Source organism: Microbacterium longlingense (genome assembly GCF_058349825.2).
The window spans coordinates 72,195-95,647 of the sequence record NZ_JBYRJA020000003.1 but is presented as its reverse complement, the minus strand read 5'-3'; the positions used below and the strand labels follow the sequence as shown (position 1 = coordinate 95,647).

General features: G+C 70.6%; 18 protein-coding genes and 1 other RNA gene. 13 read left to right on the top strand and 6 right to left on the bottom strand.

Annotation, left to right across the window (positions count from 1 at the left end):
* The first annotated feature begins 61 nt into the window (after positions 1–61).
* The 6 genes from AC3RXY_RS05695 (at position 62) to AC3RXY_RS05670 (ending at position 6,007) form a co-directional block, all read left to right on the top strand.
* On the top strand, positions 62–1,618 hold the full coding sequence (locus AC3RXY_RS05695) for a 5-oxoprolinase subunit B/C family protein (RefSeq protein WP_491510147.1): 1,557 nt from the start codon (positions 62–64) through the stop codon (positions 1,616–1,618).
* A 17-nt stretch (positions 1,619–1,635) separates the two neighbouring features.
* Entirely contained in the window at positions 1,636–2,370 is a 735-nt protein-coding gene (locus AC3RXY_RS05690; RefSeq protein WP_491509931.1) for a zinc ribbon domain-containing protein, read from the top strand.
* Positions 2,367–2,858 (top strand): reverse transcriptase-like protein, encoded by a 492-nt coding sequence (locus AC3RXY_RS05685; protein ID WP_491509930.1) that lies wholly within the window; start codon positions 2,367–2,369, stop codon positions 2,856–2,858. Before AC3RXY_RS05690 ends, AC3RXY_RS05685 begins: the two co-directional genes overlap by 4 nt.
* A gap of 82 nt (positions 2,859–2,940) precedes the next feature.
* Complete coding sequence (locus AC3RXY_RS05680; RefSeq protein WP_491509929.1) at positions 2,941–4,680, top strand: bifunctional 3'-5' exonuclease/DNA polymerase; 1,740 nt, start codon at positions 2,941–2,943, stop codon at positions 4,678–4,680.
* Between the two features lie 39 nt (positions 4,681–4,719).
* An RNA gene (gene rnpB / locus AC3RXY_RS05675) (RNase P RNA component class A) lies at positions 4,720–5,098 on the top strand.
* 270 nt (positions 5,099–5,368) lie between these two features.
* Positions 5,369–6,007 (top strand): DUF6518 family protein, encoded by a 639-nt coding sequence (locus AC3RXY_RS05670; protein ID WP_491509928.1) that lies wholly within the window; start codon positions 5,369–5,371, stop codon positions 6,005–6,007.
* A gap of 624 nt (positions 6,008–6,631) precedes the next feature.
* On the opposite strand, the gene ppgK is transcribed toward AC3RXY_RS05670, so the two are convergent.
* Positions 6,632–7,375 carry a polyphosphate--glucose phosphotransferase gene (ppgK, locus tag AC3RXY_RS05665; RefSeq protein WP_491509927.1) on the bottom strand — a complete coding sequence of 248 codons (744 nt, stop codon included), beginning with the start codon at positions 7,373–7,375 and terminating at the stop codon, positions 6,632–6,634.
* A 57-nt stretch (positions 7,376–7,432) separates the two neighbouring features.
* Between ppgK and AC3RXY_RS05660 the strand changes: the two genes are divergently transcribed.
* From AC3RXY_RS05660 to AC3RXY_RS05645, 4 genes are all read left to right on the top strand, one after another.
* Positions 7,433–7,672, top strand: coding sequence for an SPOR domain-containing protein (locus AC3RXY_RS05660; protein ID WP_491509926.1), 240 nt, complete (start codon positions 7,433–7,435; stop codon positions 7,670–7,672).
* Between the two features lie 3 nt (positions 7,673–7,675).
* Entirely contained in the window at positions 7,676–9,013 is a 1,338-nt protein-coding gene (locus AC3RXY_RS05655; RefSeq protein WP_491509925.1) for a glutamine synthetase family protein, read from the top strand.
* A gap of 17 nt (positions 9,014–9,030) precedes the next feature.
* Positions 9,031–12,024, top strand: a complete 2,994-nt coding sequence (locus tag AC3RXY_RS05650) for a bifunctional [glutamine synthetase] adenylyltransferase/[glutamine synthetase]-adenylyl-L-tyrosine phosphorylase (RefSeq protein WP_491509924.1) — start codon at positions 9,031–9,033, stop codon at positions 12,022–12,024.
* Between the two features lie 79 nt (positions 12,025–12,103).
* Positions 12,104–13,027 (top strand): diacylglycerol/lipid kinase family protein, encoded by a 924-nt coding sequence (locus tag AC3RXY_RS05645; RefSeq protein WP_491509923.1) that lies wholly within the window; start codon positions 12,104–12,106, stop codon positions 13,025–13,027.
* Between the two features lie 178 nt (positions 13,028–13,205).
* On the opposite strand, the gene glnA is transcribed toward AC3RXY_RS05645, so the two are convergent.
* Positions 13,206–14,630, bottom strand: coding sequence for a type I glutamate--ammonia ligase (glnA, locus tag AC3RXY_RS05640; RefSeq protein ID WP_491509922.1), 1,425 nt, complete (start codon positions 14,628–14,630; stop codon positions 13,206–13,208).
* Between the two features lie 162 nt (positions 14,631–14,792).
* Here glnA and AC3RXY_RS05635 point away from each other — a divergent pair, with 162 nt between their 5' ends.
* On the top strand, positions 14,793–15,188 hold the full coding sequence (locus AC3RXY_RS05635; RefSeq protein WP_491509921.1) for an RDD family protein: 396 nt from the start codon (positions 14,793–14,795) through the stop codon (positions 15,186–15,188).
* A gap of 66 nt (positions 15,189–15,254) precedes the next feature.
* On the opposite strand, the gene AC3RXY_RS05630 is transcribed toward AC3RXY_RS05635, so the two are convergent.
* A complete protein-coding gene (locus tag AC3RXY_RS05630; RefSeq protein WP_491509920.1) occupies positions 15,255–15,962 on the bottom strand; it encodes a DUF4191 family protein in 708 nt (235 codons plus the stop codon).
* A 158-nt stretch (positions 15,963–16,120) separates the two neighbouring features.
* Between AC3RXY_RS05630 and AC3RXY_RS05625 the strand changes: the two genes are divergently transcribed.
* Positions 16,121–17,512 (top strand): hypothetical protein, encoded by a 1,392-nt coding sequence (locus tag AC3RXY_RS05625; protein WP_491509919.1) that lies wholly within the window; start codon positions 16,121–16,123, stop codon positions 17,510–17,512.
* Between the two features lie 90 nt (positions 17,513–17,602).
* On the opposite strand, the gene sucB is transcribed toward AC3RXY_RS05625, so the two are convergent.
* The 3 genes from sucB to AC3RXY_RS05610 form a co-directional block, all read right to left on the bottom strand.
* Entirely contained in the window at positions 17,603–19,366 is a 1,764-nt protein-coding gene (sucB, locus tag AC3RXY_RS05620; RefSeq protein ID WP_491509918.1) for a 2-oxoglutarate dehydrogenase, E2 component, dihydrolipoamide succinyltransferase, read from the bottom strand.
* 63 nt (positions 19,367–19,429) lie between these two features.
* Positions 19,430–20,803 carry a dihydrolipoyl dehydrogenase gene (gene lpdA / locus AC3RXY_RS05615; protein WP_491509917.1) on the bottom strand — a complete coding sequence of 458 codons (1,374 nt, stop codon included), beginning with the start codon at positions 20,801–20,803 and terminating at the stop codon, positions 19,430–19,432.
* Positions 20,803–22,278: a leucyl aminopeptidase gene (locus tag AC3RXY_RS05610; protein WP_491509916.1), complete on the bottom strand. Its 1,476-nt coding sequence runs from the start codon at positions 22,276–22,278 to the stop codon at positions 20,803–20,805. The genes lpdA and AC3RXY_RS05610 overlap by 1 nt, the downstream gene beginning before the upstream one ends.
* 153 nt (positions 22,279–22,431) lie before the next feature.
* Between AC3RXY_RS05610 and AC3RXY_RS05605 the strand changes: the two genes are divergently transcribed.
* Positions 22,432–23,376, top strand: a complete 945-nt coding sequence (locus AC3RXY_RS05605) for a proteasome assembly chaperone family protein (protein WP_491509915.1) — start codon at positions 22,432–22,434, stop codon at positions 23,374–23,376.
* Positions 23,377–23,453 lie beyond the last annotated feature (77 nt).

Genomic DNA, 23,453 nt, shown 5'->3' with positions numbered 1-23,453 from the left:
GCGCGATGAGCCCGAACCTGCTGCGCGAGACGCCTCTGTCACAGGTTCGTCCGTGAGGGCGATGCCGTTCGGCCCCGATGCGGTGCTGATCGAGTGCCGTGATCTCGCCGCGTCGATGCGGGTGCATGCCGGCCTCCGGGCAGATCCTCCTGCCGGCGTCGTGGAGCTGGTGCCCGCTGCGCGCACGGTCCTGGTCCGCACCACGCGCGGGCTCGGCAGCGTCGCGGAGATCCTCAGCGCGGCCCGGCGCGCCGTGAGGGCTCCCGTGACGGACGCTGATGCGGGTGCCGCGTGCATCGTGATCCCGGTGCGCTATGACGGAGAAGATCTCGCCGTGATCGCCGCGGCGACCGGCATGACCAGCGCGGAGGTCGTTGAGCGGCACAGCGCGCCGGAGTATCGCGTGGCCTTCACCGGTTTCGCGCCGGGATTCGGCTATCTGGTCGGGGGCGATCCGGCGCTCCGGATGCCGCGGCGGGCGACCCCGCGCACACGGGTCCCGGCCGGCGCGGTGGGGATCGCAGGAGAATTCACCGGCGTGTACCCGCGGCCTGGCCCCGGGGGCTGGCAGCTGCTGGGGCGCACCGACGTTCCGATGTGGGAGCCGGATGCCGCGCGCCCCGCCCGTCTGCAACCCGGGTCGCGCGTGCGGTTCCGTCCGGTCGATGTCCTCGGGGATGCGCCGGGATCCGTGGTGCCGCCCGCGCCCGCCGGTGAACCGGTGCTGCGCGTGGTGCAGCCAGGAGCCGTCGCCCTGCTGCAGGACCTCGGGCGTCCTGGCCATGCCGTGCTGGGTGTCGCCGGAAGCGGGGCGATGGATCGTGCCGCGCTGCGCCGCGCGAACGCCGCGGTCGGCAACCCCGCCGGTGCGGCGGCGATCGAACAGGCCGGGGGAGAGCTGGTCGTCGCGGCGCTCACGGCGTGCGTGGTCGCAGCAACCGGCGCGGTCAGCCGAGTGCTCGTCGAGCAGGCGGCGGGCGGTGAGGTGGAGCACGACCCCGCCCGCCCTGTCGCCCTCGCGGCGGGAGACCTGGTGCGGGTCTCTCCGTCTCTCGGCGGCGTGTATCGCTACCTGGCCCTTCGCGGCGGCGTCGCGGCGACGCTGACGCTGGGTTCTGCGGCCTCCGATCTGCGTGCCGGGCTCGGCCCCGCGGCACTCGGCGCTGGCGCCGTGGTGCGGCGTGCCGCTGAGAGGGTCGCCGCGGTCGATCTGCCGGCGGAGCCCGGGCTGCCGATACCCGGCGACCCGACCACGGTTCGGGTCACCCTGGGCCCCCGGGACGACTGGTTCACGCCGGAGTCGCTGCAACGCCTCTGCGACCAGCCCTGGGAGGTGACCGCGCAGACGAATCGCGTCGGTCTCCGTCTCCGGGCAGAGGCCGCTCTCCAGCGCGCGCGGGACGGCGAGCTGCCGAGCGAGGGGATGCTGCCGGGGGCGGTGCAGGTGCCGCCGGACGGGATGCCCGTGGTGTTCCTGCGCGATCATCCGGTCACCGGCGGATACCCCGTGATCGCGCGCGTGCACCCCGCCGACCTCGATCGGGTGGCCCAGCTGCCCCCCGGCGGGATCGTGCGGTTCTCGGTGGCAGCGGAGTCGCCGCGGACGGGGCGAGGGTGAGCGATTAGATTGGTGGTGTGAACGCCTCTCCGGAACACCAGCGCATCCTGCTCGATCTCGCCGACAACGACCGGCGTCGGGCGCAGGCAGCGCATGCGCGCACCCGGCCCGTCGAGGCTGCCCGCATCGGGGAGCTGGTCGCCCAGCGTCAGGAGCAGACGCGTGAGCTCGTCGACCTCGCCGGTGCCCGTGACGACCTGGCCACCGAGGTCACGAAGCTTGAGACCGACGTGCGTCTGGTCGAGCAGCGCCGCGCTCGTGACACCGACCGACTCGCGGCATCGACCAACCCGAAGGATGCCGTCGCCCTCGAGCATGAGCTGGAGAGCCTTGCCCGGCGGCTGAGCGACCTGGAGGACGCCCAGCTCGAGGCGATGGGGCGCCTGGAGGAGGCAGAGGCCGCCGTCGCCGCGCAGCAGGCACTGATCGACGCCACCACCGCGGAGGGCTCGGAGCTGACCGCTCGCGCCAAAGCCGCCGTCGCCGCAGCGACCGCGGAGGAGGAGCAGCTTGGCCGGGACCGCGCTGCGCTGGTCGGGACGATTCCGGCCGACCTCGTGGCCGACTACGATCGCCGGGCGGCCCGGGGCGATACCGGTGCGGCGCTCCTGCGCGGAGGCACGTGCGAGGGGTGCAGGATGATGCTCTCCGGCACCGATCTCAACCGGATCCGTCAAGCGGCCGCCGACGCGGTCGTCGTGTGTCCGGAGTGCAACTGCATCCTCGTGCGCACCGACGAGTCCGGCCTGTGACCGGCGCGAAGCGGCGGTTGATCGTCGAGGCGGACGGCGGCTCGCGTGGCAATCCCGGCCCGGCGGCCGGAGGTGCGGTGGTGATCGATGCCGACTCTGGTGAGGTCGTCGCCGAACGTGGGGTGTGGGTCGGCACAGCCACCAACAATGTCGCCGAGTACCGGGGCATGATCGCCGGGATCGAAGCCGCGTTCGAGCGGGATCCCGCCGCGCCGTTGCGCGTGCGCATGGACTCCAAGCTCGTGGTCGAGCAGATGAGCGGACGCTGGAAGATCAAGCACCCCGACATGCAGGAGCTGGCCCGCCGCGCGCGTGATCTCATCGCGGGGCACACGGTCGCCTTCGAGTGGGTGCCGCGCGAGCAGAACCGGCTCGCAGACGCCGCGGCCAACGAGTCGATGGACCTGCGCGCGAGCTTCGCGCGGGATCATGACGGCGTCGCGGGCGCGGCCGAGCCGGTGTCCGAGGCTCCGCAGACGTTGTTCTGACCGATTCCGCGGTGTCTGCCCGTCCCGGGAGGCGTGACGGGCAGCGCCGTGTGATGTCGGTCGCAGGCCGTAACGTCAGAGGGTGATCACCACCGAGCTGCCCGCGACGACCGACGCCGTGGTCCTCTGGCGTGACAGCGCGAGCGGGGACGCGACCGCGGTGCCCCTCGATGCGGCCGGGGCGGAGGTCGCGCGCATCGAGCTCCCGGGTGCTGATGTGATCGCCTGGGTGAGGGCGGTGGAGGCCGAGCGCGGACCCCGCTGGGTCGTGCGCAGCGTGCGCGAGGACTACGCCCCGCTTCTCGCATCCGGCGTGCGCATCGGCCTCGCGCACGACCTCACCCTGTGCCATGCGATCCTCTCCGGTACCGCGCTGCTTCACCCGCCGCTGGCGGGATCAGCGCTGTGGCGTCGTCGCGAGCCCGTGGGGGAGAGCGACACGTCCGCGGTCCCCCTGTTCGAATGGGAGGGCGACGGCGGCGAGCAGGGCGCCCCGGTCGCCGCGGTCGACGACCTCCTCGCCGAGCACGCGGCGCAGCTCGCCGCACTCCGCCGCGCGCCGGACAGCAGGCTCGCTCTGCTGTGCCGCGCAGAGTCGGCAGGCGGCCTCGTCGCGGAGGAGATGACCGCCGCCGGCATCCCGTGGGACGCCGCCGTGCACGAGGGCATCCTGGTCGACACCCTCGGCGCACGACCGGCCACCGGGGGACCTCCCCGCCGGATGGCGGAGCTCGCGGCCGAGGTGCGTGCCGCGTTGGGTGACGCCGCGCTCAGCATCGACAGTCCTCCTCGGCTGCTCCGCGCGCTGCGCCGCGCGGGCATCGATGTGCATTCCACCTCACGCTGGGAGCTGCGCGAGATCGAGCACCCCGCGATCCCGCCTCTTCTCGCTTATAAGCGTCTCGCACGGCTGCACACCGCGAACGGGTGGGCGTGGCTGGCCGAATGGGTGCGCGGCGGTCGCTTCCGCCCGGTGTATCTGCCGGGAGGGGTGCCGACGGGGCGCTGGGCGTCGTCCGGCGGCGGGGCGCTGCAGATTCCGCGGAGTCTGCGCCCCGCCGTCCGGGCTGATCCGGGGTGGACGCTCGTGCTCGCCGATGTGGCCCAGCTCGAGCCCCGGGTGCTGGCGGCGATGTCGGGCGACCGGCAGATGGCGGACGCCGCCCGCGGCGTCGACCTCTACGCGGGGGTCGTCGACGCGGGCGTCGTGACCTCGCGGGATGAGGCGAAGTACGCGATGCTCGGTGCGATGTACGGCGCGACCACCGGCGACAGCGCCCGGCTGATGCCGCGGTTGCGGCGGGCGTACCCCGCGGCGATCGCGCTCGTGGATGCCGCGGCGGAGCAGGGCGAGCGCGGCGGGGTGGTGTCCACGCTCCTTGGCCGCTCGTCCCCTGAGCCGGGTGCGGACTGGCTGGGCGTTCAGGCCCGTGCGGGGGGCCCGGAAGCCAGCGAGGCCGACGAGTCCCGGGCACGGCGCTGGGCTCGGACCTGGGGGAGGTTCACACGGAACTTCGTGGTGCAGGGCACGGCGGCGGAATGGTCATTGCTGTGGCTGGCGGAGATCCGGCATCGGTTGTGGCGTCTGCCGATCGTCGAGCGCACCGAACCCGCGCCGGCGTCGGGCCCTGTCTTTTCCCGGCGTCCTCATCTGGTGTACTTCCTGCACGACGAGGTCATCGTGCACACGCCGCTGGCGCAGGCCGATGCCGTTGCCGCAGCCGTGCGAGATGCCGCAGTTGCGGCCACGGCACGGCTGTTCCCCGCGTTCCCGGTCGAGGTTCCGCTCGACCTCCGCATCGCCGATGACGGGAGCAAGTGAGGAACGGCACCGCTCGCGGTCGTAGACTGGATGGGCGAATGGGTCGGCCGGACGGTCGCGTGGCGGGAAACCGCACCGAGGAACGTCCGGGCTCCACAGGGCAGGGCGGTGGGTAACACCCACCCGGAGCGATCCGCGAGACAGTGCCACAGAGAGAAGACCGCCCCGCGAACCTGCGCCCGGCGCAGGCCAACGGGGTAAGGGTGAAAGGGTGGTGTAAGAGACCACCGGGGGCCGTGGTGACACGGCTCGCCAGGTAAACCTCGCCCGGAGCAAGGCCAGACAGGGGATGACGACGCGGCTCGCCGAGTCCCCGGGTAGGCCGCTGGAGCGGCATGGCAACATGTCGCCGAGAGAGATGACCGTCTACGGGGCGAAAGCCCCCGGACAGAACCCGGCGTACAGGCCGGCCCATTCGCCTTGGCCTTTCTGACCGCGCGTGCGTTCGAGCGTTCGTCCCGTTCTGCGCCGTCGCAGCAGCTCTGCATCGCTCGCTGCGCTGTCCGGTTGTGCGAGATTCTTCGCCAGCGGCCAGCGGCGTGGGCGCTGCGGAACCGGGGCACGGAGTGGGCACCCACCGGTGATGATCGAACGCCGTTTCGCCGATGCTTGACCGGCGGGTGGACAGGTGCCGAGCGGTGCTGTGACCTCCCGGACGACGGTGAGCCGCTCCGTTACGATCTTTGGCATGGTCGATGTCGCTCTGCCAGCGCACCGCCCGGATACCGAAGATCGTTCCGGGTTCTCAGCGCTGGTCGCGACGACCGCGGGCGTCGTCGTCAGCGTCATCCTGGGCGGCTTGACCTCATACGGGCAGACGATTCTGCCGGGCTCGCTGCACTCGTTCGCGAACTCCGCGAGTGGGTGGACGCTCATCACGATGATCCTGGTCGTGCTGTCCAAGGTTCGCTGGCCCTACGCGGCCGTTCTCGGCGCGGGAAGCTTCGTCGCCCTCACCGTCGGATACGCGATCGTCTCCACCTGGCGGGGCTTCTTCTATGACCCGCTGATGTTCTCCATCATCGGCGTGATCGTCGGGCCGTTCGTCGGGATCGCTGCGTGTTGGCTGCGTTCGCGTGATCTGCGGGCCGCCGTGGGCGCAGCGGTACTCGCGGGCATCGGACTCGGTGAAGGCTTCTATGGCCTGACCGTGGTCGGCGCGACGACGAGTCCGGTGTACTGGGTCGCGATGATCGTGGCGAGCGTCGGGCTCCTCATCTATGCGGCTGCGACACGAGTCCGAGGCACGCTGCCCTGGGTCGTGCTCCTCTCCGGGCCGGTAACGATCGCCGTGGCGTTCAACATCGTCTATCTCCGGCTCGGATAGCGCCCGCCGCATACCGACGGCGTGCGGCGGGGCATGACGGCACGCCTGCGACCCGGGGTGCCTCGATGCGTCAGCCGTCGAGCTTCTGGAGCGCCGACCGGGCGGGGTCGCCCGGGCAAGATCAGGTGGGGTCGCGGTCGCGCGGTCGGGAGCTCCGAGACACCGGGGCGCACGACGGCTCAACCGCGTTCGGCGGACCGGACACCTGACGGTTCCGGCGCGGGCCACGCAGCAGTTCGTTCCGGGAGCAGCCGAACGGAACGCCGGTCCTGGTCGATGTCGGCGGACGACCTCCGATCAAGACGATGACCTCCTATCCAGCTGCGGGGCCAGGAGCGAGAAGGGGCACCGGCACAGCGGGAGACAGAGCGGCACTCCGGATGACAGAGCCTGAGTCGGAAACCGTCGCGCATCAACTCCCGGTTCCCGGGTCCGCGGGCGCAAGATCGGTCGGACAGCGCTTCCGGAGGGGCCGCAGGAGACGAGGACCGTGCCCTGCCCGGCGGGGTCAGCGAGTCCGCGAAAGCCCGCTCGACGTGATTCCGCGCCCGGCGCCTCACGACGCGATCGCACAGCGAAGGCCGCCCACCGGAGGGTGAGCGGCCTTCGGGTTCGGCGCGGCGGTCAGTCCGCGGCGAGGGACGCGGCGCCGATGATGCCGGCGTTGTTGCGGTGCACCGCCGTGACGATCGGCGTGCGCAGATCGAGCAGCGGCAGGAAGCTCTCGGGGTGCTTGGAGACGCCGCCGCCGACGACGAAGAGGTCGGGGCTGAACAGGAACTCCACGTGGGAGAAGAAGGTCTGCAAGCGTGCCGACCAGGCCTCCCAGCTGAGATTCTCGCGCTCCATCGCCGAGTAGGCGGCGATCTTCTCGATCGATTCGCCCTCCCAGTTGAGGTGGCCGAGCTCGCTGTTCGGCATCAGAACGCCGTCGTTCAGGAAAGCCGAGCCGATACCGGTGCCGAGCGTCGCGAGGATGGTGAGCCCCGTGGTGCCGCGCGCGGCGCCGTGCCGCACCTCGGCGACACCCGCTGCGTCAGCGTCATTGATGAAGACGATGTCGCGTCCGAGGCCGTCCTCGAAGAACTTCTCGGCCTCGAAGTCGATCCAGTCCGGCGAAACATTGGCGGCGGAAAGTGTGCGTCCGTGCTTCACGATCGCCGGGAACGCGACACCCAGCGGCAGACGGGAATCGGTCACATCGAGCCGCTCGAGCACCTCCTTGACGGCGGCGAGAACATCGTCCGGCGTCGCGCCCCGCGGGGTGGGGATGCGTTCGCGCGCCGAATCGAGTTTGCCGTGAGCAAGATTGACGACACCGGCCTTGATTCCGGTTCCGCCGATGTCCACACCAATCGCCTGAGTCATGGGCAACAGCCTAGTGAGTCGGACAGGTATCCCGTTTCGCGAAGCTAGGATCAGTGTGTGACAACGAAGGAGGGCGCGATGTCGGACGCCGAGCACAAGTACTGGTACAACATGCACACGGGAGCGGTCGAGTTCGGCCTGGAGTCGCCATCGACGGATCGGGTCGGCCCGTTCGACACCGAGGCCGAAGCGGCCCGTGCGCTGGACACCCTCCGCGAGCGTTCGCGGGCGTGGGCCGAAGAGGAGTCGGCGGAGGACTCCTGGGGCGCCGGCGGTGACGCCGCGGTGCAGGACTGAGGGATGGACAAGCAGCGGGACTTCGTTCTCCGGACGATCGAGGAGCGCGGCGTCAAGTTCATCCGCCTGTGGTTCACGGACGTCATCGGGACGCTGAAGTCCGTCGCGATCGCCCCCGCCGAGGTCGAAGGCGCTTTCGCTGAGGGGCTCGGGTTCGACGGATCGGCGATCCAGGGGCTCACGCGGTCCTTCGAGTCGGACCTGCTGGCGCAGCCGGATCCCACGACCTTCCAGATCCTGCCGTGGCGCGGTGAGGTCGATCCGACGGCGCGGATGTTCTGCGACCTCGTGACGCCCGACGGCCAGCCGGCGGTCTCCGACCCCCGGCACGTGCTCAAGCGCACGCTCGCGAAGGCGGCGGATGCGGGTTTCACGTTCTACACCCATCCGGAGATCGAGTTCTACCTGCTGAAGTCTTCCGAGGTCGGCCCGGCCGGCCCGATCCCGGTCGATTCCGCCGGCTACTTCGATAACGTGCCCGGCGGTACCGCGCACGACTTCCGTCGCAGTGCGGTGCGCATGCTCGAAGACCTCGGTATCTCCGTCGAGTACAGCCACCACGAGGGCGGTCCCGGTCAGAACGAGATCGACCTGCGATACGCGGACGCGCTCACCACCGCCGACAATGTGATGACCTTCCGCACGGTCATCAAAGAGGTCGCCATCGAGCAGGGCGTCTACGCCACGTTCATGCCGAAGCCGCTCAGCGGTCAGCCGGGCAGCGGCATGCACACCCATATGTCGCTGTTCGAGGGCGATGTCAACGCGTTCTACGAGGAGGGTGCCGAGTACCAGCTCTCGGTCATCGGGCGCCGATTCATCGCCGGCCTGCTGCGGCACGCGCGCGAGATCTCCGCGGTCACGAATCAGTTCGTGAACTCCTACAAGCGTCTGTGGGGCGGCGACGAGGCACCCAGCTTCATGACCTGGGGCCACAACAACCGTTCCGCGCTCGTGCGGGTGCCGATGTACAAGCCGAGAAAGGGCCAGTCGGCCCGGGTGGAGTATCGTGCGCTCGACTCCGCGGCGAACCCGTACCTCGCCTATGCGCTGCTCCTTGCCGCCGGGCTCAAGGGCATCGAGGAGGAGTACGAGCTGCCGCCGGAGGCCGAAGACAACGTCTGGCAGCTCACCGATGCCGAACGCCGTGCGCTCGGTTACGAAGCCCTCCCGGCGAGCCTCGATGTCGCCCTGCAGGCGATGGAGGAATCGGAGCTGGTGGCGGAGACGCTCGGCGAGCAGGTGTTCAACTATGTTCTTCTCAACAAGCGTCGCGAGTGGGAGCAGTATCGCGCCCAGGTGACGCCGTTCGAGTTGCAGAGCAGCCTGGGCATGCTCTAGGCCCACCCTCCTGACCGATGGCCAGATCCGACGACGCGACCTCACTGACAGCGCTCGCACGGCTGGGCTTCACCGAGCTGAGCCGCGCGGTCGACGGTCTCGCGGAACTCTCCGAGGTGGTCGGCATCGCCCGGGCGCGCCTGGTCGACGGGGTGGCCGCTGCCGACCCCGACGGCGCTCTCACGGGCATTCTGCGCATCGCCAGACGCGACCCCGCCGCGGCAGGGCGGGCGCTCGAGGACGACATCGCCCGCGCGACGCTGTGGCGTGTGCTCGGAGCGTCGCACGGTCTCGGCTCGTTCTTCCTGCGGCACCCGGAGCAGCTGGACGCCATCGCTCGCCCGCGCACCGCGCTGCCGGATGCGGCGGAGCTGCAGGAACGCCTCCTCGCCGCCGTCGACGCATCGGAGGGCGTCGCGCTGGCCGACCCCGCGGAGGCGCGCATCGCCCTCCGGGTGGCGTATCGGCGAGCCATCGCGGAGATCGCCGCGTTCGACCTCTCGGCTCCTGCGCCGCTCGATGTGGTCGCCGATGTCTCCGCTGCGCTCGCGGACGCCGCCGGAGCCGCGTTCGAGGCGGCGATCGCGGTCGCCCGGTCGCGGCTGTCCACCACCGGTGACCTGCGGGACGAGCTCGCGCTGACCCGCCTGGCGGTGATCGGCATGGGCAAGGCCGGAGCACGCGAGCTCAACTACGTCAGCGACGTCGACGTGATCTACGTGGCGGCGACAGCCGACGAGGAGCGTCTCTCCGAGAGTCGCGCGATCGATCTGGCAACGCGCCTGGCCCGCGAGATGACCCAGGAGATCGTCGCGATGGAGACCGAGCCCGCGCTCTGGGAGGTGGACCCCAACCTGCGGCCGGAGGGCAAGCAGGGCGCGCTGGTGCGCTCCCTGTCGTCGCACCTGGCCTACTACGACCGCTGGGCGAAGAGCTGGGAGTTCCAAGCGCTTCTGAAAGCCCGTCCGCTCGCGGGTGATCGCGACCTAGGCGGCGCCTACGTCGCTGCCGTGCAGCCCAAAGTCTGGTCAAGCGCCGCCAGGGAGAACTTCGTCGAGAGCGTGCAGCGCATGCGGGAGCGCGTCTCGGAGCATATCGCCCCGGAAGACGTACCGTATCAGCTCAAGCTCGGCCCCGGCGGGCTCCGCGACATCGAGTTCACCGTTCAGCTCCTGCAGCTGGTTCACGGCCTCACCGACGTGGCACTGCGCACCCGGGGGACCCTGGAAAGCCTCGACGCGCTCGTCGAACGCGGGTACATCGGTCGTGCGGAGGCAGCCGTCTTCGCTCAGGACTACCGCACGCTCCGGCTGCTCGAGCACCGTCTGCAGCTGCGCGACCTGGGACGCACCCACCTCATGCCGCGCAACCCGCAGGAGATGCGGGTCCTCGCCAGGGCGAGCGGCGTGACCGATACCGCCGAGGGCCTCGGGCGGGTCTGGGATCGCGTGCGGCAAGAGGTGCGTGAGCTGCACACCCGGCTGTTCTACCGACCGCTGTTGAGTGCCGTCGCCGCCCTCCCCGAAGAAGGGCGCGAGCTCTCCGCCGAGCAGGCGCACGACCGTCTCGCGGCGATCGGGTTCCGGGACCCCGCCGGAGCGCTCCGGCACATCAGCGCGATGACGTCTGGACTCAGCCGCAAGGCGACCATCCAGCGCCACCTCATGCCGATCATGGTCAGCTGGTTCGCCGAGGGCGTCGACCCCGATCAGGGCCTGCTGGCCTTCCGACGGATCAGCGAGGCCCTCGGCGACACGCCCTGGTTCCTGCGCATGCTGCGCGACTCGTCCGGAGCGGCGCAGCGCCTGACCCGCGTGCTGTCCACCTCGAAGTTCGTCGGAGACCGGATGGAGCGGATCCCGGAGTCCGTCGCGTGGCTCGACGATGCCGACGCGCTGCGCCCGCGTGGCCGCCAGGCTCTCGCCGACGAGGCCAGAGCGATCCGCTCCCGGCACGATACGCGGCCCCCGACAGTGCGCGCGCTGCGCAGCCTGCGCCGACGCGAGACGCTCCGGGTGGCGATGGCCTGCGTTCTCGACGACATCACCGTGCAGGAGCTCGGGCGCGCGATCAGCGCCATCACCGACGCGACGATCGAGGCGATGATCGAGGTCGGGCGCCGGGAACTGGTCTCCGAGGGGGTACCGGTGCCGGAGTTCGCGGTCATCGCGATGGGGCGCCTCGGAGGGGCGGAGAACGGCTTCGGTTCGGACGCCGACGTGCTGTTCGTCATGGAGCCCCGCACCGCGGACGGGGAGCCGATCGACCAGGACCGGGCCCAGCGCGCCGCGGTGCGCCTGGTCGGTCTGCTCCGCGACGATGTCGCCGACGCCCGCCTCCCGCTCGACATCGACGCCGACCTGCGACCGGAGGGCAAGCAGGGCCCCCTGGTGCGGACGGTCGACGCCTATGCCGAGTACTACCGTCGCTGGGCGCAGCCGTGGGAGGTGCAGGCGCTGCTGCGCGCCCGGGGCGTCGCCGGGAGTGCAGCGCTGATCGCGCGGTTCACGGCGCTGGCCGACGAGATCCGGTACCCGGTGCGGCTGTCGATCGAGTCGGACCGGGAGATCAAGCGCATCAAGGCCCGGGTGGAAGGGGAGCGGCTGCCGCAGGGCGCCGATCCGCGGAGACATCTCAAACTCGGCCCCGGCACGCTGAGCGACGTGGAATGGCTCGTGCAGCTGATCCAGCTCCGTCACGCCGCCGATATCGCCGGGCTGCGCACGCCGGTCACTCTCGACGCCCTCGAAGCGGCGGTCGGAGCCGGGGTGCTGGACGGGGCCGACGCTGAGCTGCTGCGCGAGGGCTGGCTGCTCGCGGCGCGGCTGCGGTCAGCGATCGTGCTGCTGACCGGCCGGCCGAGCGATGTCCTCCCGACCGACCGGCGGGAGCTTGACGGTCTCGCCACGATCCTCGGTTATCCGGACCGCTCGGCGACGGCGCTGGAGGAGCACTACCTCGCGGTCACGAGGCGGGCGCGACGGGCCTTCGAGCGGGTCTTCTACGGCTGACACGCCGGACCACCGGCGTGTCAGATGAATATTCTCCGGCACTCTTGCCGCATCGACCCCGCGGACGCAGAGTAGAGAGATGGCCGACAAAATCGCGATCATCTGGAACCCGAGCAAGGTCGACGAGAGCGAGCTGCGGCCCGCTGTGGACGGGGTCTTCGGCGCCGAGACCGAGACCGTCTGGTGGGAGACCAGTGCAGACGACCCCGGTCGCGGCATGGCAGGTGAGGCCGTCGCGGACGGTGCATCGCTGGTGATCGCGGTGGGCGGAGACGGGACCGTCCGAGCCGTCGCGGAAGCCCTCGCCGGCACAGACGTCGACCTGGCGATCGTGCCGCGCGGCACGGGCAACCTGCTCGCACGTAACCTCGCGGTACCGCTGAACGATGTCCGCGCGGCCGTGGAGCGGGCACGCGAGGGGAGCGCCAGGGAGATCGATCTCGGCTGGGTGGCCGTGGGAGATGAGGGAGCGGAGCACGCGTTCACCGTGATGGTGGGTCTGGGGCTCGATGCGCAGATGCTCGCCGAGACCGACAGCGACCTCAAAGCCAAGATCGGTTGGCTGGCATACGTCCAGGCCCTGGGCCGTGCGGCCGTGGCCACGGAACTCGTGGACGCGACCGTGGCCCTCGACGACGAGGACGCCGAGGAATGCCGGGTGCACACGATGCTCATCGGCAACTGCGGAACGATCCAGGGAGGCATCACGCTGTTGCCGGATGCGCAGCCGGACGACGGCCGACTCGACATGCTGATGATCAGCGCTGACGGCGTGGCCGGCTGGTTCGACACTGCCAAGTCGATGCTCTGGGACAACGGCCTCCTGCGGATCCTGGGGGCCAACGACGGTGCGGTGAGCACGGACTCCGCAACGCACGCCTCTGCGGAGCGCATCCGCGTGACGCTCGCTGAGCCGCAGCAGTTCGAGATCGACGGGGAGGAGATCGGCGAGGTCGACGCCTTCGCCGTGCGCATCCAGCCCGGTGCTCTCCGCGTGCGCTGAGCCGCTCTTCCCCAACTCAGGCACAATCGGGCTCGGCCCGGCAGAAACCCCGGAAACCGGGGTTTCTGCCGATTTTGCCTGGGTTCGGCGAAGCGGGCGGCGCAGCCGCCGCCCGCCAACGCCGAAGGGCCCGCTTCGCGACGGTGCGAAGCGGGCCCTCGGGTCTGGCGGAGAGGTGTCAGACCCCGTAATAGAGCTCGAACTCGTACGGGTGCGGACGCTGCGCGATGGGCAGGATCTCCTGGTTGTACTTGTAGTCGATCCAGGTGTCGATGAGCTCCTGGGTGAACACGCCGCCCTCGAGGAGGAAGTCGTGGTCCTCGCGGAGCGCTTCGAGCGAGTCGAGCAGCGAGTTCGGCACCTGCGGGATGTTCTTCGCCTCCTCCGGGGGAAGCTCGTACAGGTCCTTGTCGATGGGCTCGAGCGGCTCGATGCGGTTGCGGATGCCGTCCAGGCCGGCCATCATCTGCGCGGCGAAGGCCAGGTACGGGTTGCCGGAGGCATCGGGCACGCGGAACTCGATGCGCTTGGCCTTCGGGTTCGAGCCCGTCAGCGGGATGCGAATGGCCGCGGAGCGGTTGCCGGCCGAGTATGCCAGGTTGACCGGCGCCTCGAAGCCCTTCACCAGCCGGTGGTAGCTGTTCAGCGAGGGGTTGGTGAACGCGAGGACCGCTGCAGCGTGCTTGAGGAGTCCGCCGATGTACCAGCGTGCGATGTCGCTGAGCTGGCCGTAGCCGTTCTCGTCGTAGAACAGCGGCTCGCCGTCGAGCCACAGCGACTGGTGCGTGTGCATGCCGGAACCGTTGTCTCCGAACAGCGGCTTCGGCATGAACGTCGCGGTCTTGCCCCACTGCTCCGCGGTGTTCTTGACGAGGTACTTGAACTTCAGCACGTCGTCGGCGGCGTGCACCATGGTGTCGAAGCGATAGTTGATCTCGGCCTGACCGGCGGTGCCGACCTCGTGGTGGGAGCGCTCGACGGTGAGACCGGCATCCGCGAGCTTGAGGCAGATGTCGTCGCGGATGTCTGCCTGCTTGTCGACCGGGGAGACCGGGAAATAGCCGCCCTTGAAGGGGGTCTTGTTGCCGAGGTTGCCGCCCTCCTCCTTGCGACCGCTGTTCCAGGCGGCCTCGTCGGAGTCGACCGCGTAGAAGCTCTTGCCGGCGGTGACCTCGTAGCGCACGTCGTCGAAGATGTAGAACTCGGCCTCGGGGGCGAAGAATGCAGTGTCGGCGATGCCGGTGGAGGAGAGGTACTTCTCGGCCTTCTTGGCGACCTGCCGCGGGTCCTTCGCGTAGATCTCGCCGGTACGGGGGTTGTAGATGTCGAAGACCATGATGAGGGTCTTCTCCTCGCGGAACGGGTCGAGGTAGGCCGTGGTGACGTCGGGGATGAGCTGCATGTCGGACTCGTGGATGCTCGCGAAGCCGCGGATCGACGACCCGTCGAAGAGCTGTCCGACCTCGAAGAACTCCTCGTCTACCGAAACCGCGGGGATGTTGAAGTGCTGCTGCACGCCCGGGAGGTCGGTGAACCGGATGTCGAGGAACTTGACGTCGTTCTCGCGAATATAAGCGAGCACTTCCGAAGGACTTGTGAACATGGAGTCTCCTGTTCGAAGGGTCTGCTGCCGGTGACCACGGTAGGGGGGTGGCGTTTCCCTCGAGTATCCCGTGTGTTTCCGGGATGTTACGTCCGCCGTTCCGGGGCAGGGGGATGCCGGTTGCGGAACGGCTCGAAGCGCCGTCCCGGCTACGCTGGAGGGATGGCGCAGACCGACACCACGTATCCGGGCAAAGGGCTGGGGCTTCCCCCGGCGGGAGCCGGCAGCGTTGCCAGGGTCGGCCGTCGCCTCGCCGCTCTGGCGATCGACTGGGCCGCCGCGATGATCATCTCCATCGCGTTCTTCGACTACGACCCCTTCGCGACGCTCGTGATCTTCGCCCTGGTGCAGATCCTGTTCATCCCGACCGCCGGGGGCAGTCCGGGCCATCGCATCCTCGGCATGCGCGTGGTCGCGCTCTCAGGCGGGTGGGTCGGGTTGTGGCGGCCGATCGTCCGCACGCTGCTGCTGGCGCTGGTCATCCCCGCCGCCATCTGGGATCAGGACCAGCGGGGGCTGCACGACAAGGCGGCCGGAACGGTTCTCATCCGCGCCTGAGCACGTCGTCCCCGACGCCGCGGGCCCCGGGTGCGTCAGCACGCCGGGGCCCGCGGGCACGAGGGATCAGCGGGGGCGCGGTGCGCGCGCCTTGAGGGGGTCGATCCCCTTCGGGATCGGCAGCGAGGACAACGACTGCGAGACCGACTCCAGGCGCCGGATCACGGCTGCCATGGTGGCCTTGTCGATCTTCTTGGGGAGCTTCTTGATCGTCTTCGACAGGTCGGCGATCGCGATGTCCTCGTCGCCGTGGCCGACGTAGAAGACGTGGACGGGCACACCCTGCGCCACGCGCTGCGCACGCGTGCGCTCGTCGTTGATGAGGCGGGTCAGCCGGCCGCGGGCGCCTTCGCCCACGATGACGATGCCGCCGCGTCCCACCGCACGATAGACGGCCTCCTGGGTCTTGGGGTTCACCCCGACCGGCATGTCCGCGGCCTGCCAGTTCCGCCCGAGTCCGGTGCTCATCACGTGCCCGACCGCTCCAGGCATGCCGTCGATGCGCTCGTACATCGCCTTGGTGGACAGCCGCGTCATAGTCATCAGAACAGCGAGGAAGCCGGCCATCAGGCCGGTGATGCCCCACAGCAGCACGGACCACCACGTGACCGGGCGGATGAGGAACCCGATGCCGATGCCGATGCCCACGACGACGAGCAGGATGCCGGCGAGCAGCCACGGGAGCCACCGGTAGGTCTCGTGGGTGAACCGGTACAGGGATCGGATCTGCGAGAAGAACCCGGGGCGCTTCTCGACTTCGGGAGTTCGTGCCATAGTTCCCAGCCTACCGATTCCCACGCCGCTCCCCGCCGGGCGGCGTGGAGCGGCGGTGGGGGCCGACCCAGCCTTCCACAGCGGCACCGAAACGCGATCTCTCCCCGGCCGCTGCTTTTCTGGAACCGCGTTCGTGCCCGGTGCCGTGAACTGGGACCATGACGTCGCAGCCTTCGGTCCCGTTGCAGGCCTATCGAGTGGTGCGGATGCTCGCGGCCAACGAGGGTCCCTTTCCCGGTCGTCTGGTCATGGCGAGCGGAGAGCCGCGCGTGGTGTGCGACGGTGCTCTTCTCTCCGGCTCGCCGGTGTGGCCGTTGGCGGGGAGCGCCCACATCGCGGCGCCGGTGGACGTGGTCCGCCGCGCGGACGGACACGATGTGCTGCTGCCGTGGTGCACGGCCACGCTTGCCGGCGTGCTGGGCCGGCGTGAGGCCGACGGGCCGGCGCTGCTCCCCGGCGAGATCGTGACGATCCTGGTGAGCATCCTCCGGGGCCTCGAAGAGGGCGCCGGCTGCCCGGTGCAGAACGGTCGATGGTGGCTCACGCACGACGGGCGTCCGCTGTTCGTGATCGGAACGGGGGAAGAGATCATCGTCGCGACCTCGGCCGTGCTCGACCGGCTGCGCGCGGCCGTCGCGGATCGTGCGCTTGAGCGCCTGATCGACCGGTTCGGTCAGGCCCTCGAGCGACCGAAGCGCGTCCGCGCGGACGCCGCCCGCTGGGAGGCGGAGATGCTCGCCCTCGCGGCGCCCCGGGCGCTGGGCGGCGGGGGTCATGAGCACGAGACAGCGGGTCGACCGCCATCCGTCCCCGCGGCGGCGGTCGATGATGGCGAACCGGACCGGGGGCAGAAGAGAGCGCTCCTGACCGGGGTGCACCGGTGGCTCGTGGCCTGCGGCGAACGATTGCGGGCGCATCCGCCGGGTCTGCGCGGCCGAGCGGCCGGAGAACCCGGGGGCGACCGGGGTCGCTCGCCGGTCCGGCGGACCCCGGTCATCGTGGCCGTGGCTGCCGCAGCGCTGGTGCTCGCGGGCGGGATGCTGTGGCCTGCGGCCCCGGAGGACAGCGCGGCGACGGCGGGCGATTCCGGAGTCACCGGGGTGGCGAGCACGAGCCCCCGGCCCGCACCGGCGTCTGACGACGTGGCCCCGTCGTCGGGGAGGTCGGGGAGCGGGTCAGTGGGGGAGCAGCCGGCGGAAGACGTGGCGACCGTCGGTCCCGATCCCTCAGAACCGCCGGCGGATCTCGCCGACAGCAGCGCGGCCGCGGCGCTGCCGGCACTGCTGGCGGCGGCGGCGATGTGCGCCGCCCACGGCGATCCGGTGTGTGCTGATGCTCGCGTGCCCGCGGCGACCGGAACGCTCGCTGTCGACGGCGATGGTCTGAGCGATGCTGTCCCTGAGCTGGTCGAGGACTATGGCGACATCGCGGTGCTCCGCCTGTCCGATGCGGCGGCATCCGGGGATCCGCGTCAGCAGATCGTGGTGCTGGAGCGGGACGGAGAGCGTTGGCTCATCCGCGCGATCTACGACGTCGCTGACGGCGGCTGACGGCGTTCCGGACGGATTCGGGAACGCCGTGAGGCCCGCCCCATCGTTGATGGGGCGGGCCTCACGGCGTTCAGCGTCTGGACCTGCCGATCAGATGCCGAGCTGGGCCGCGAAGTCCGCGGTCTCCAGACGGCTCTTCAACGCGCCCAGGAAACGGGCGGCGTCTGCACCGTCGATGATGCGGTGATCGTAGGACAGAGCGAGATACACGTAGGACCGCACGGCGATGGCTTCGGCGCCGTCGACGGTCACGATACCCGGGCGCTTGACGACCACACCCGTTCCCAGGATCGCCGACTGCGGCAAGAACACCACGGGCGTGTCGAAGAGCGCGCCGCGGGAACCCGTGTTGGTCAGCGTGAAGGTGCCGCCCGCGAGCTCGTCCGGCTTCAGCTTGTTCTCGCGGGTGCGAGAAGCGAGGTCGGCGATCTCGTGCGCGATCTGGGCGACGGTCTTGTCACCCGCGTCGCGGAGAACCGGCGTGAGAAGCCCGCGCTCGGTGTCGACCGCGATCGAGAGGTTCTCGGATGCGGGGTAGACGATGTTCTCGCCGTCGACCGTCGCATTGACGATCGGGAACGCCTTGAGGGCCTCGCCGGCGGCGAGAGCGAAGAACGGCAGGAAGGACAGCTTGTCGCCGGTCTTCTGCTGGAACTCGCCCTTGACCCGGTTGCGGTACTCGGCCAGACGCGTGACATCGACCTCGACGACCGTGGTCAGCTGAGCCGTCTTCTGCATCGACTCGACCGCGCGCGACGCCAGAACCTTGCGCAGACGTGACATCGGCTGGGTCGTGCCGCGCAGGGGCGACACCTCCAGCGGCGCCGGTGCTGCCGCGGCGGGGGCTGCAGCCGACGCCGTGCTGCCGCCTTCTGCGGCCTTGAGCACGTCTTCCTTGCGGATGCGTCCGCCCACGCCGGTGCCGGCGACCGTGGCGAGGTCGACGCCGTGCTGTGCGGCCAGGCGGCGCACCAGCGGGGTCACGTAGATGCTGTCGTCATCGTCCGGAAGGCTGAGCTTCGGAGCGGCCGGCTCAGCAGGAGCCGGGGCGGCGGGCTGTGCGGCAGGAGCCGGGGCAGCAGGAGCCGGGGCAGCGGGCTGTGCGGCAGGCGCCGGGGCGGCAGGAGCCGGAGCGGCGGGCTGTGCGGCAGGCGCCGGGGCGGCAGGAGCCGGAGCGGCGGGCGTCTCCGCCGGGGCAGCGGGCGCCGCTGCCGGAGCCGCACCAGATCCGACCCGGGCGAGCACGGCGCCGACGGCGGCCGTCTCGTCCTCGGCGACCAGGATCTCCTGCAGCACGCCGGCGACCGGGGACGGGATCTCGGTGTCGACCTTGTCGGTCGAGATCTCGAGGATCGGCTCGTCGACGGCGATCTCGTCGCCCACCTGCTTCAGCCAGCGGGTGACCGTGCCCTCGGTGACGCTTTCGCCGAGCTCCGGAAGGCGGATCTCGGCGCTGTCGCCGCCGGCTGCGGGCGCGGCGGCCGGTGCCTCAGCGGCCGGTGCCTCAGCGGCCGGTGCCTCTGCCGGCGTCGCCGCAGCGGGGGCCTCAGCCGGTGCAGCGGGAGCCGCAGGTTCAGCGGCAGCGGGAGCCGGGGCTTCTGCCGGGGCGGCACCGCTGCCGTCACCGATGCGCGCGAGTTCGGCGCCGACCTCGACGGTCTCGTCCTCCTGGACGAGGATGGCCTCGATCACGCCGCTGACAGGCGAGGGGATCTCGGTGTCGACCTTGTCGGTCGAGATCTCGAGCAGGCCTTCGTCTGCCTGGACGGTATCGCCCACCTGCTTCAGCCAGCGGGTGACCGTTCCCTCCGTGACGCTCTCACCGAGCGCGGGAAGGACGACGGATGTGCTCATGTCCGAGTCTCCTTTTTGAGAAGTAGGGGCGGATCTAGCTTAGTGAGAATGTCCGGCTCCTGGTCACAGGGCGTGCAGGGGTTTTCCGGCGAGGGCCAGGAAAGCCTCGCCGAGCGCCTCGCTCTGCGTGGGATGGGCATGGATCAGCGGCGCGAGATCCTCGGGAAGCGCCTCCCAGGCGACAGCGAGCTGCCCCTCCGTGATGAGCTCGCCGACGCGGTCGCCGATCAGATGGACGCCGATCACGGGGCCGTCGATCAGGCGGACCACCTTGACGCTGCCGCCGGTGCCGATGATCTCGCTCTTGGCGTTTCCTGCGAGGTTGTACTCGTAGGCGCGCACGGCCTCCGCACCGTGGGCGGCGATCGCGGCGGCCTCCGTCACGCCGACGGACGCGACTTCCGGGGTGGAGTACGTGATGCGGGGCACCTGGGCGTCCGGCACGGGGGCGGGGGAGAGCCCCGCGATCCGCTCCGCCACGGCGATCCCCTGGAGGAAGCCGCGGTGGGCGAGCTGGAGCCCTGGTGTGATGTCTCCGACCGCCCATACGTGCGGCACGCTCGTGCGGAGGAGGTCGTCGACCGCGACGAAGCCGCGTTCGCGAGAGATCCCTGCCTCGTCCAGACCGAGCTCATCGGTGGCAGGGCCACGGCCGACCGCTACGAGGAGATAGTCCGCCGCGATCTCCGTGCCGTCCTCGAGGGTCACCGTCACGCCGTCGGCGTCCTGGGCGACGGAGCGGAACCGCACGCCGAGCGAGGAACGGATACCGCGGCGGCGGAAGGCCCGCTCGAGTCCCTTGCTGAGCGCGATGTCCTCGTTGGGTACGAGATGGTCCAGCGCCTCGATGATCGTGACCTCTGCGCCCATCGAATGCCAGGCGCTGGCGAACTCCACGCCGATGACGCCGCCGCCGAGGATCGCGACGCGCGCGGGGACCTCGTCGAGAGCGAGGGCCTGCTCGCTGGTGAGGACGCGCCCGCCGATCTCCAGGCCCGGCAGGGTGCGGCTGTACGAGCCGGTCGCGAGGATGAGGTCGGTGCCGGTGTAGGTGTCGTCGCCGACGCGCACCGTCCGGGCGCCGTCGATGCGTCCTGCCCCGGGGACGACCGTGATGCCGCGCTTGGCGATCAACCCCTGGAGCCCCGCGAACTTCTTGGCGACGATGCCATCGCGCCACGTGCGGGCCGACGCTCCGTCGACCCGGTCGAGAGTGGCGTTCACGCCGGCCGTTGCGGCGGTGCGCACGGTCTCGGCGACCTCGGCGGTGTGCAGCAGCGCCTTGGTGGGGATGCAGCCGCGGTGCAGACAGGTGCCGCCGACACGGTCCTTCTCGATCAGGACGACCGACTTGCCCAGCTCCGCGGCGCGGATGGCGGCCGAGTATCCGCCGCTTCCGGCGCCGAGGATGACGACGTCGGCCTCATGTGCCGTCATCAGAGGCTCTTCTCGGCGATCGCGCTGCGCTCGGCCAGCGTGATCAGGGTGCGCACCATGCTGGCGGTGGGGCCCTTGTCGGTGAAGCCGTGGGCGCTCGTGGTGGAGCCGCTTCCGGCGATATCGAGGTGCACCCACGGGATGCGCGGGCCGTCTTCGTCGTCTCCGACGCGCCCGACCAGGCGACGCAGGAACAGGCCGGCGAACATCGCCCCGCCTGAGGGGTCGCCGATCTTCGCGTTCAGCACGTCGGCGATGGGGGAGTCGAGCTCGTCCTCCATGTGCTCGGGAAGCGGCAGCGCCCAGGCGAGCTCGCCGGTCGCGGCCGCCGCATCGAGGAGTTCGTCGACGGCCTCCGCCTCGCCCATCACTCCGGTGTGGCGATGGCCGAGGGCGACGATGATCGCCCCGGTGAGGGTGGCGACATCGACGATGAGGTCCGGATTCTCGCGGCTGGCGGCGGCGAGGCCGTCGCCGAGGACGAGCCGCCCCTCTGCGTCGGTGTTGAGCACCTCGACCGTCGTTCCGTCGAGCAGGGTCAGCACGTCACCGGGGCGGACCGCCCGCCCGGACGGCATGTTGTCCGCGATGCAGAGCCACGCCGTGACGCGCACCGGCAGGCGCTCCTCTGCGATGGCCCGCACGGCGGCGAGCACGGTGGCGGCGCCCGCCATGTCGTACTTCATCCCGACCATGCTTGCCGGCGGCTTGAGCGAGAGGCCGCCGGTGTCGAAGGTGATGCCCTTGCCCACCAGTGCGATGTGGCGGACGGCGTCTGCGGGAGCGTAGTCGACGCGGACCAGCCGGGGTGGGCGGTCCGATCCCGCTCCGACGCCCAGGATGCCGCCGAATCCCTCGTCGGCGAGGCGCTTCTCGTCATAGACCTCGACGGTGACATCGGCGAGGCCGGACACCGCGTCCGCGGCCCGGTCGGCGAGCTCTGCGGGACCGAGGCGGTCGGCGGGGATGGTGACGAGGTCCTTGACCAGCGCGACGGCGTCCGCCTCGGTCTGGATGCGTCGGGCGGCGTCATCGTCGAGTTCCGCGTGCAGCACGACGGAGGTCGCGCGCGCGGCACCGGGGGTCCGCCGGTAGGAGTCGAATCGATATCCGCCGAGGAGGGCGCCACTCGCCGCGGCCGCCGCATGCGCGGCAAGAGGATCGGCGAGGCCGACCGCGACCGTCTCGAAACCGGTGAGGGTGCGCAGCGCAACGCCGGCCGCCGCACGGACGCTCGCGGCGTCGGCGTTCTTCCCGGCCCCCGCCACGGCGAGCGGGACGGGGGAGATCGACGGGGCGTACACGCGTGCATAGGAGCCGGCCGCGCCGGTGAACCCGATGCCGGTGAGCGCGTCCGTCAGCTCGGCAGGAAGGGCGTCGCCGATCGACTCGAGCTCGGGCAGGATCAGCACCGCGGCGTCCGCGGTGGTCTCGGCGAGTGGTTCTGGCGAGAGGGAGAGCACGGGCGTCGTCATGCCATCCATCCTAGGGACGCCCCGGGGCGCAGCGCCGAGTGCCGGTGTCGCGCTGTGTCGGCGCACCGAGCCGCGGGCGGCCTGGGCGGCGTGTTCGCTGAGAGCGCGCAGGAAGGGGGGCCGCCTTCCCCACCCGGCTCGTAGCATGGATGCATGTCCTCCTCTGCCGAGCTGTACGAACGCGTGGCGAACGCCCCCGACGTTCCGCCGGGGCTGCCCCTGGTGATGCTGCTGACCGGCTTCACGGACGCCGGATCCGCCGTCGCGGGCCTGATGACGCACCTGGAGGAGAGCGTCGAGCAGAGCCCGGTCGTGATCTTCGACAACGACCGCCTGCTGGACTACCGCGCCCGTCGTCCGGTCGCCACGTTCGATCAGGACCACCTGAGCGAGCTGCGCCCTGGACGTCTGGAGCTGTCGCTCGCGACCGACGCACTCGGCCAGCCGTTCCTTCTGCTCAGCGGGTACGAGCCGGACTTCGCCTGGAACGCCTTCGTTCAGGCCGTTCTCGACCTCGCCGAGGAGTTCCAGGTGTCCGGACTGACCTGGACGCATGCGATCGCGATGCCGGTGCCCCACACCCGTCCGATCGGCACGACGGTGAGCGGCAACCGGAAGGATCTCGCGGCCGCGTACTCGGTGTGGACGCCGCGCAGCCAGATCCCCGCCACGGCCGGCCATCTCATCGAGTACCGCTTCGCGGAGGAAGGGCGCCCGGTGGTGAGCTTCGTCCTCCTGGTGCCGCATTATCTTGCCGAGACCGAGAACCCCGGTGCGGTGCTGGTCGCCGCGGATCGGGTGATGGCTGCGACCGGCCTCGTGCTGACCACGGACGATGTGCGCGAGCAGGAGGCCGAGTTCCTGGCGCGCGTCGACGAACAGGTGCAGGCGAACGATGAGCTCGCGCAGATGCTGCAGATGCTCGAGACGAGATATGACGCCTACGTCGCAGGCCTGGAGGGTGGCGAGGACAACCCCTCCTTCTCGTCTGGCCTCACTGAGGGCAGTCTCCCGAGTGCGGACGAGCTGGCCGCGGAGCTGGAGCGCTATCTGGCCTCACGTGGCGGGCAGGACGACGAGCGCCCAGGTCAGCCCTGAGCGGGCTCCCGACGGTGTTCCGGCCCGCATTCTGCGGGTTTTCTCTGGCATGATCGACGCAGATGCCACCCCACCCG

What these genes read in the sequence shown, in the direction of transcription:
- AC3RXY_RS05695 (WP_491510147.1), top strand. Translation starts at nt 62, where the DNA reads ATGCCGTTCGGCCCCGATGCGGTGCTGATCGAGTGCCGTGATCTCGCC.
- AC3RXY_RS05670 (WP_491509928.1), top strand. Translation starts at nt 5,369, where the DNA reads ATGGTCGATGTCGCTCTGCCAGCGCACCGCCCGGATACCGAAGATCGT.
- ppgK (WP_491509927.1), bottom strand. Translation starts at nt 7,375, where the DNA reads ATGACTCAGGCGATTGGTGTGGACATCGGCGGAACCGGAATCAAGGCC.
- AC3RXY_RS05655 (WP_491509925.1), top strand. Translation starts at nt 7,676, where the DNA reads ATGGACAAGCAGCGGGACTTCGTTCTCCGGACGATCGAGGAGCGCGGC.
- AC3RXY_RS05650 (WP_491509924.1), top strand. Translation starts at nt 9,031, where the DNA reads ATGGCCAGATCCGACGACGCGACCTCACTGACAGCGCTCGCACGGCTG.
- AC3RXY_RS05645 (WP_491509923.1), top strand. Translation starts at nt 12,104, where the DNA reads ATGGCCGACAAAATCGCGATCATCTGGAACCCGAGCAAGGTCGACGAG.
- glnA (WP_491509922.1), bottom strand. Translation starts at nt 14,630, where the DNA reads ATGTTCACAAGTCCTTCGGAAGTGCTCGCTTATATTCGCGAGAACGAC.
- AC3RXY_RS05635 (WP_491509921.1), top strand. Translation starts at nt 14,793, where the DNA reads ATGGCGCAGACCGACACCACGTATCCGGGCAAAGGGCTGGGGCTTCCC.
- AC3RXY_RS05630 (WP_491509920.1), bottom strand. Translation starts at nt 15,962, where the DNA reads ATGGCACGAACTCCCGAAGTCGAGAAGCGCCCCGGGTTCTTCTCGCAG.
- AC3RXY_RS05625 (WP_491509919.1), top strand. Translation starts at nt 16,121, where the DNA reads ATGACGTCGCAGCCTTCGGTCCCGTTGCAGGCCTATCGAGTGGTGCGG.
- sucB (WP_491509918.1), bottom strand. Translation starts at nt 19,366, where the DNA reads ATGAGCACATCCGTCGTCCTTCCCGCGCTCGGTGAGAGCGTCACGGAG.
- lpdA (WP_491509917.1), bottom strand. Translation starts at nt 20,803, where the DNA reads ATGACGGCACATGAGGCCGACGTCGTCATCCTCGGCGCCGGAAGCGGC.
- AC3RXY_RS05610 (WP_491509916.1), bottom strand. Translation starts at nt 22,278, where the DNA reads ATGACGACGCCCGTGCTCTCCCTCTCGCCAGAACCACTCGCCGAGACC.
- AC3RXY_RS05605 (WP_491509915.1), top strand. Translation starts at nt 22,432, where the DNA reads ATGTCCTCCTCTGCCGAGCTGTACGAACGCGTGGCGAACGCCCCCGAC.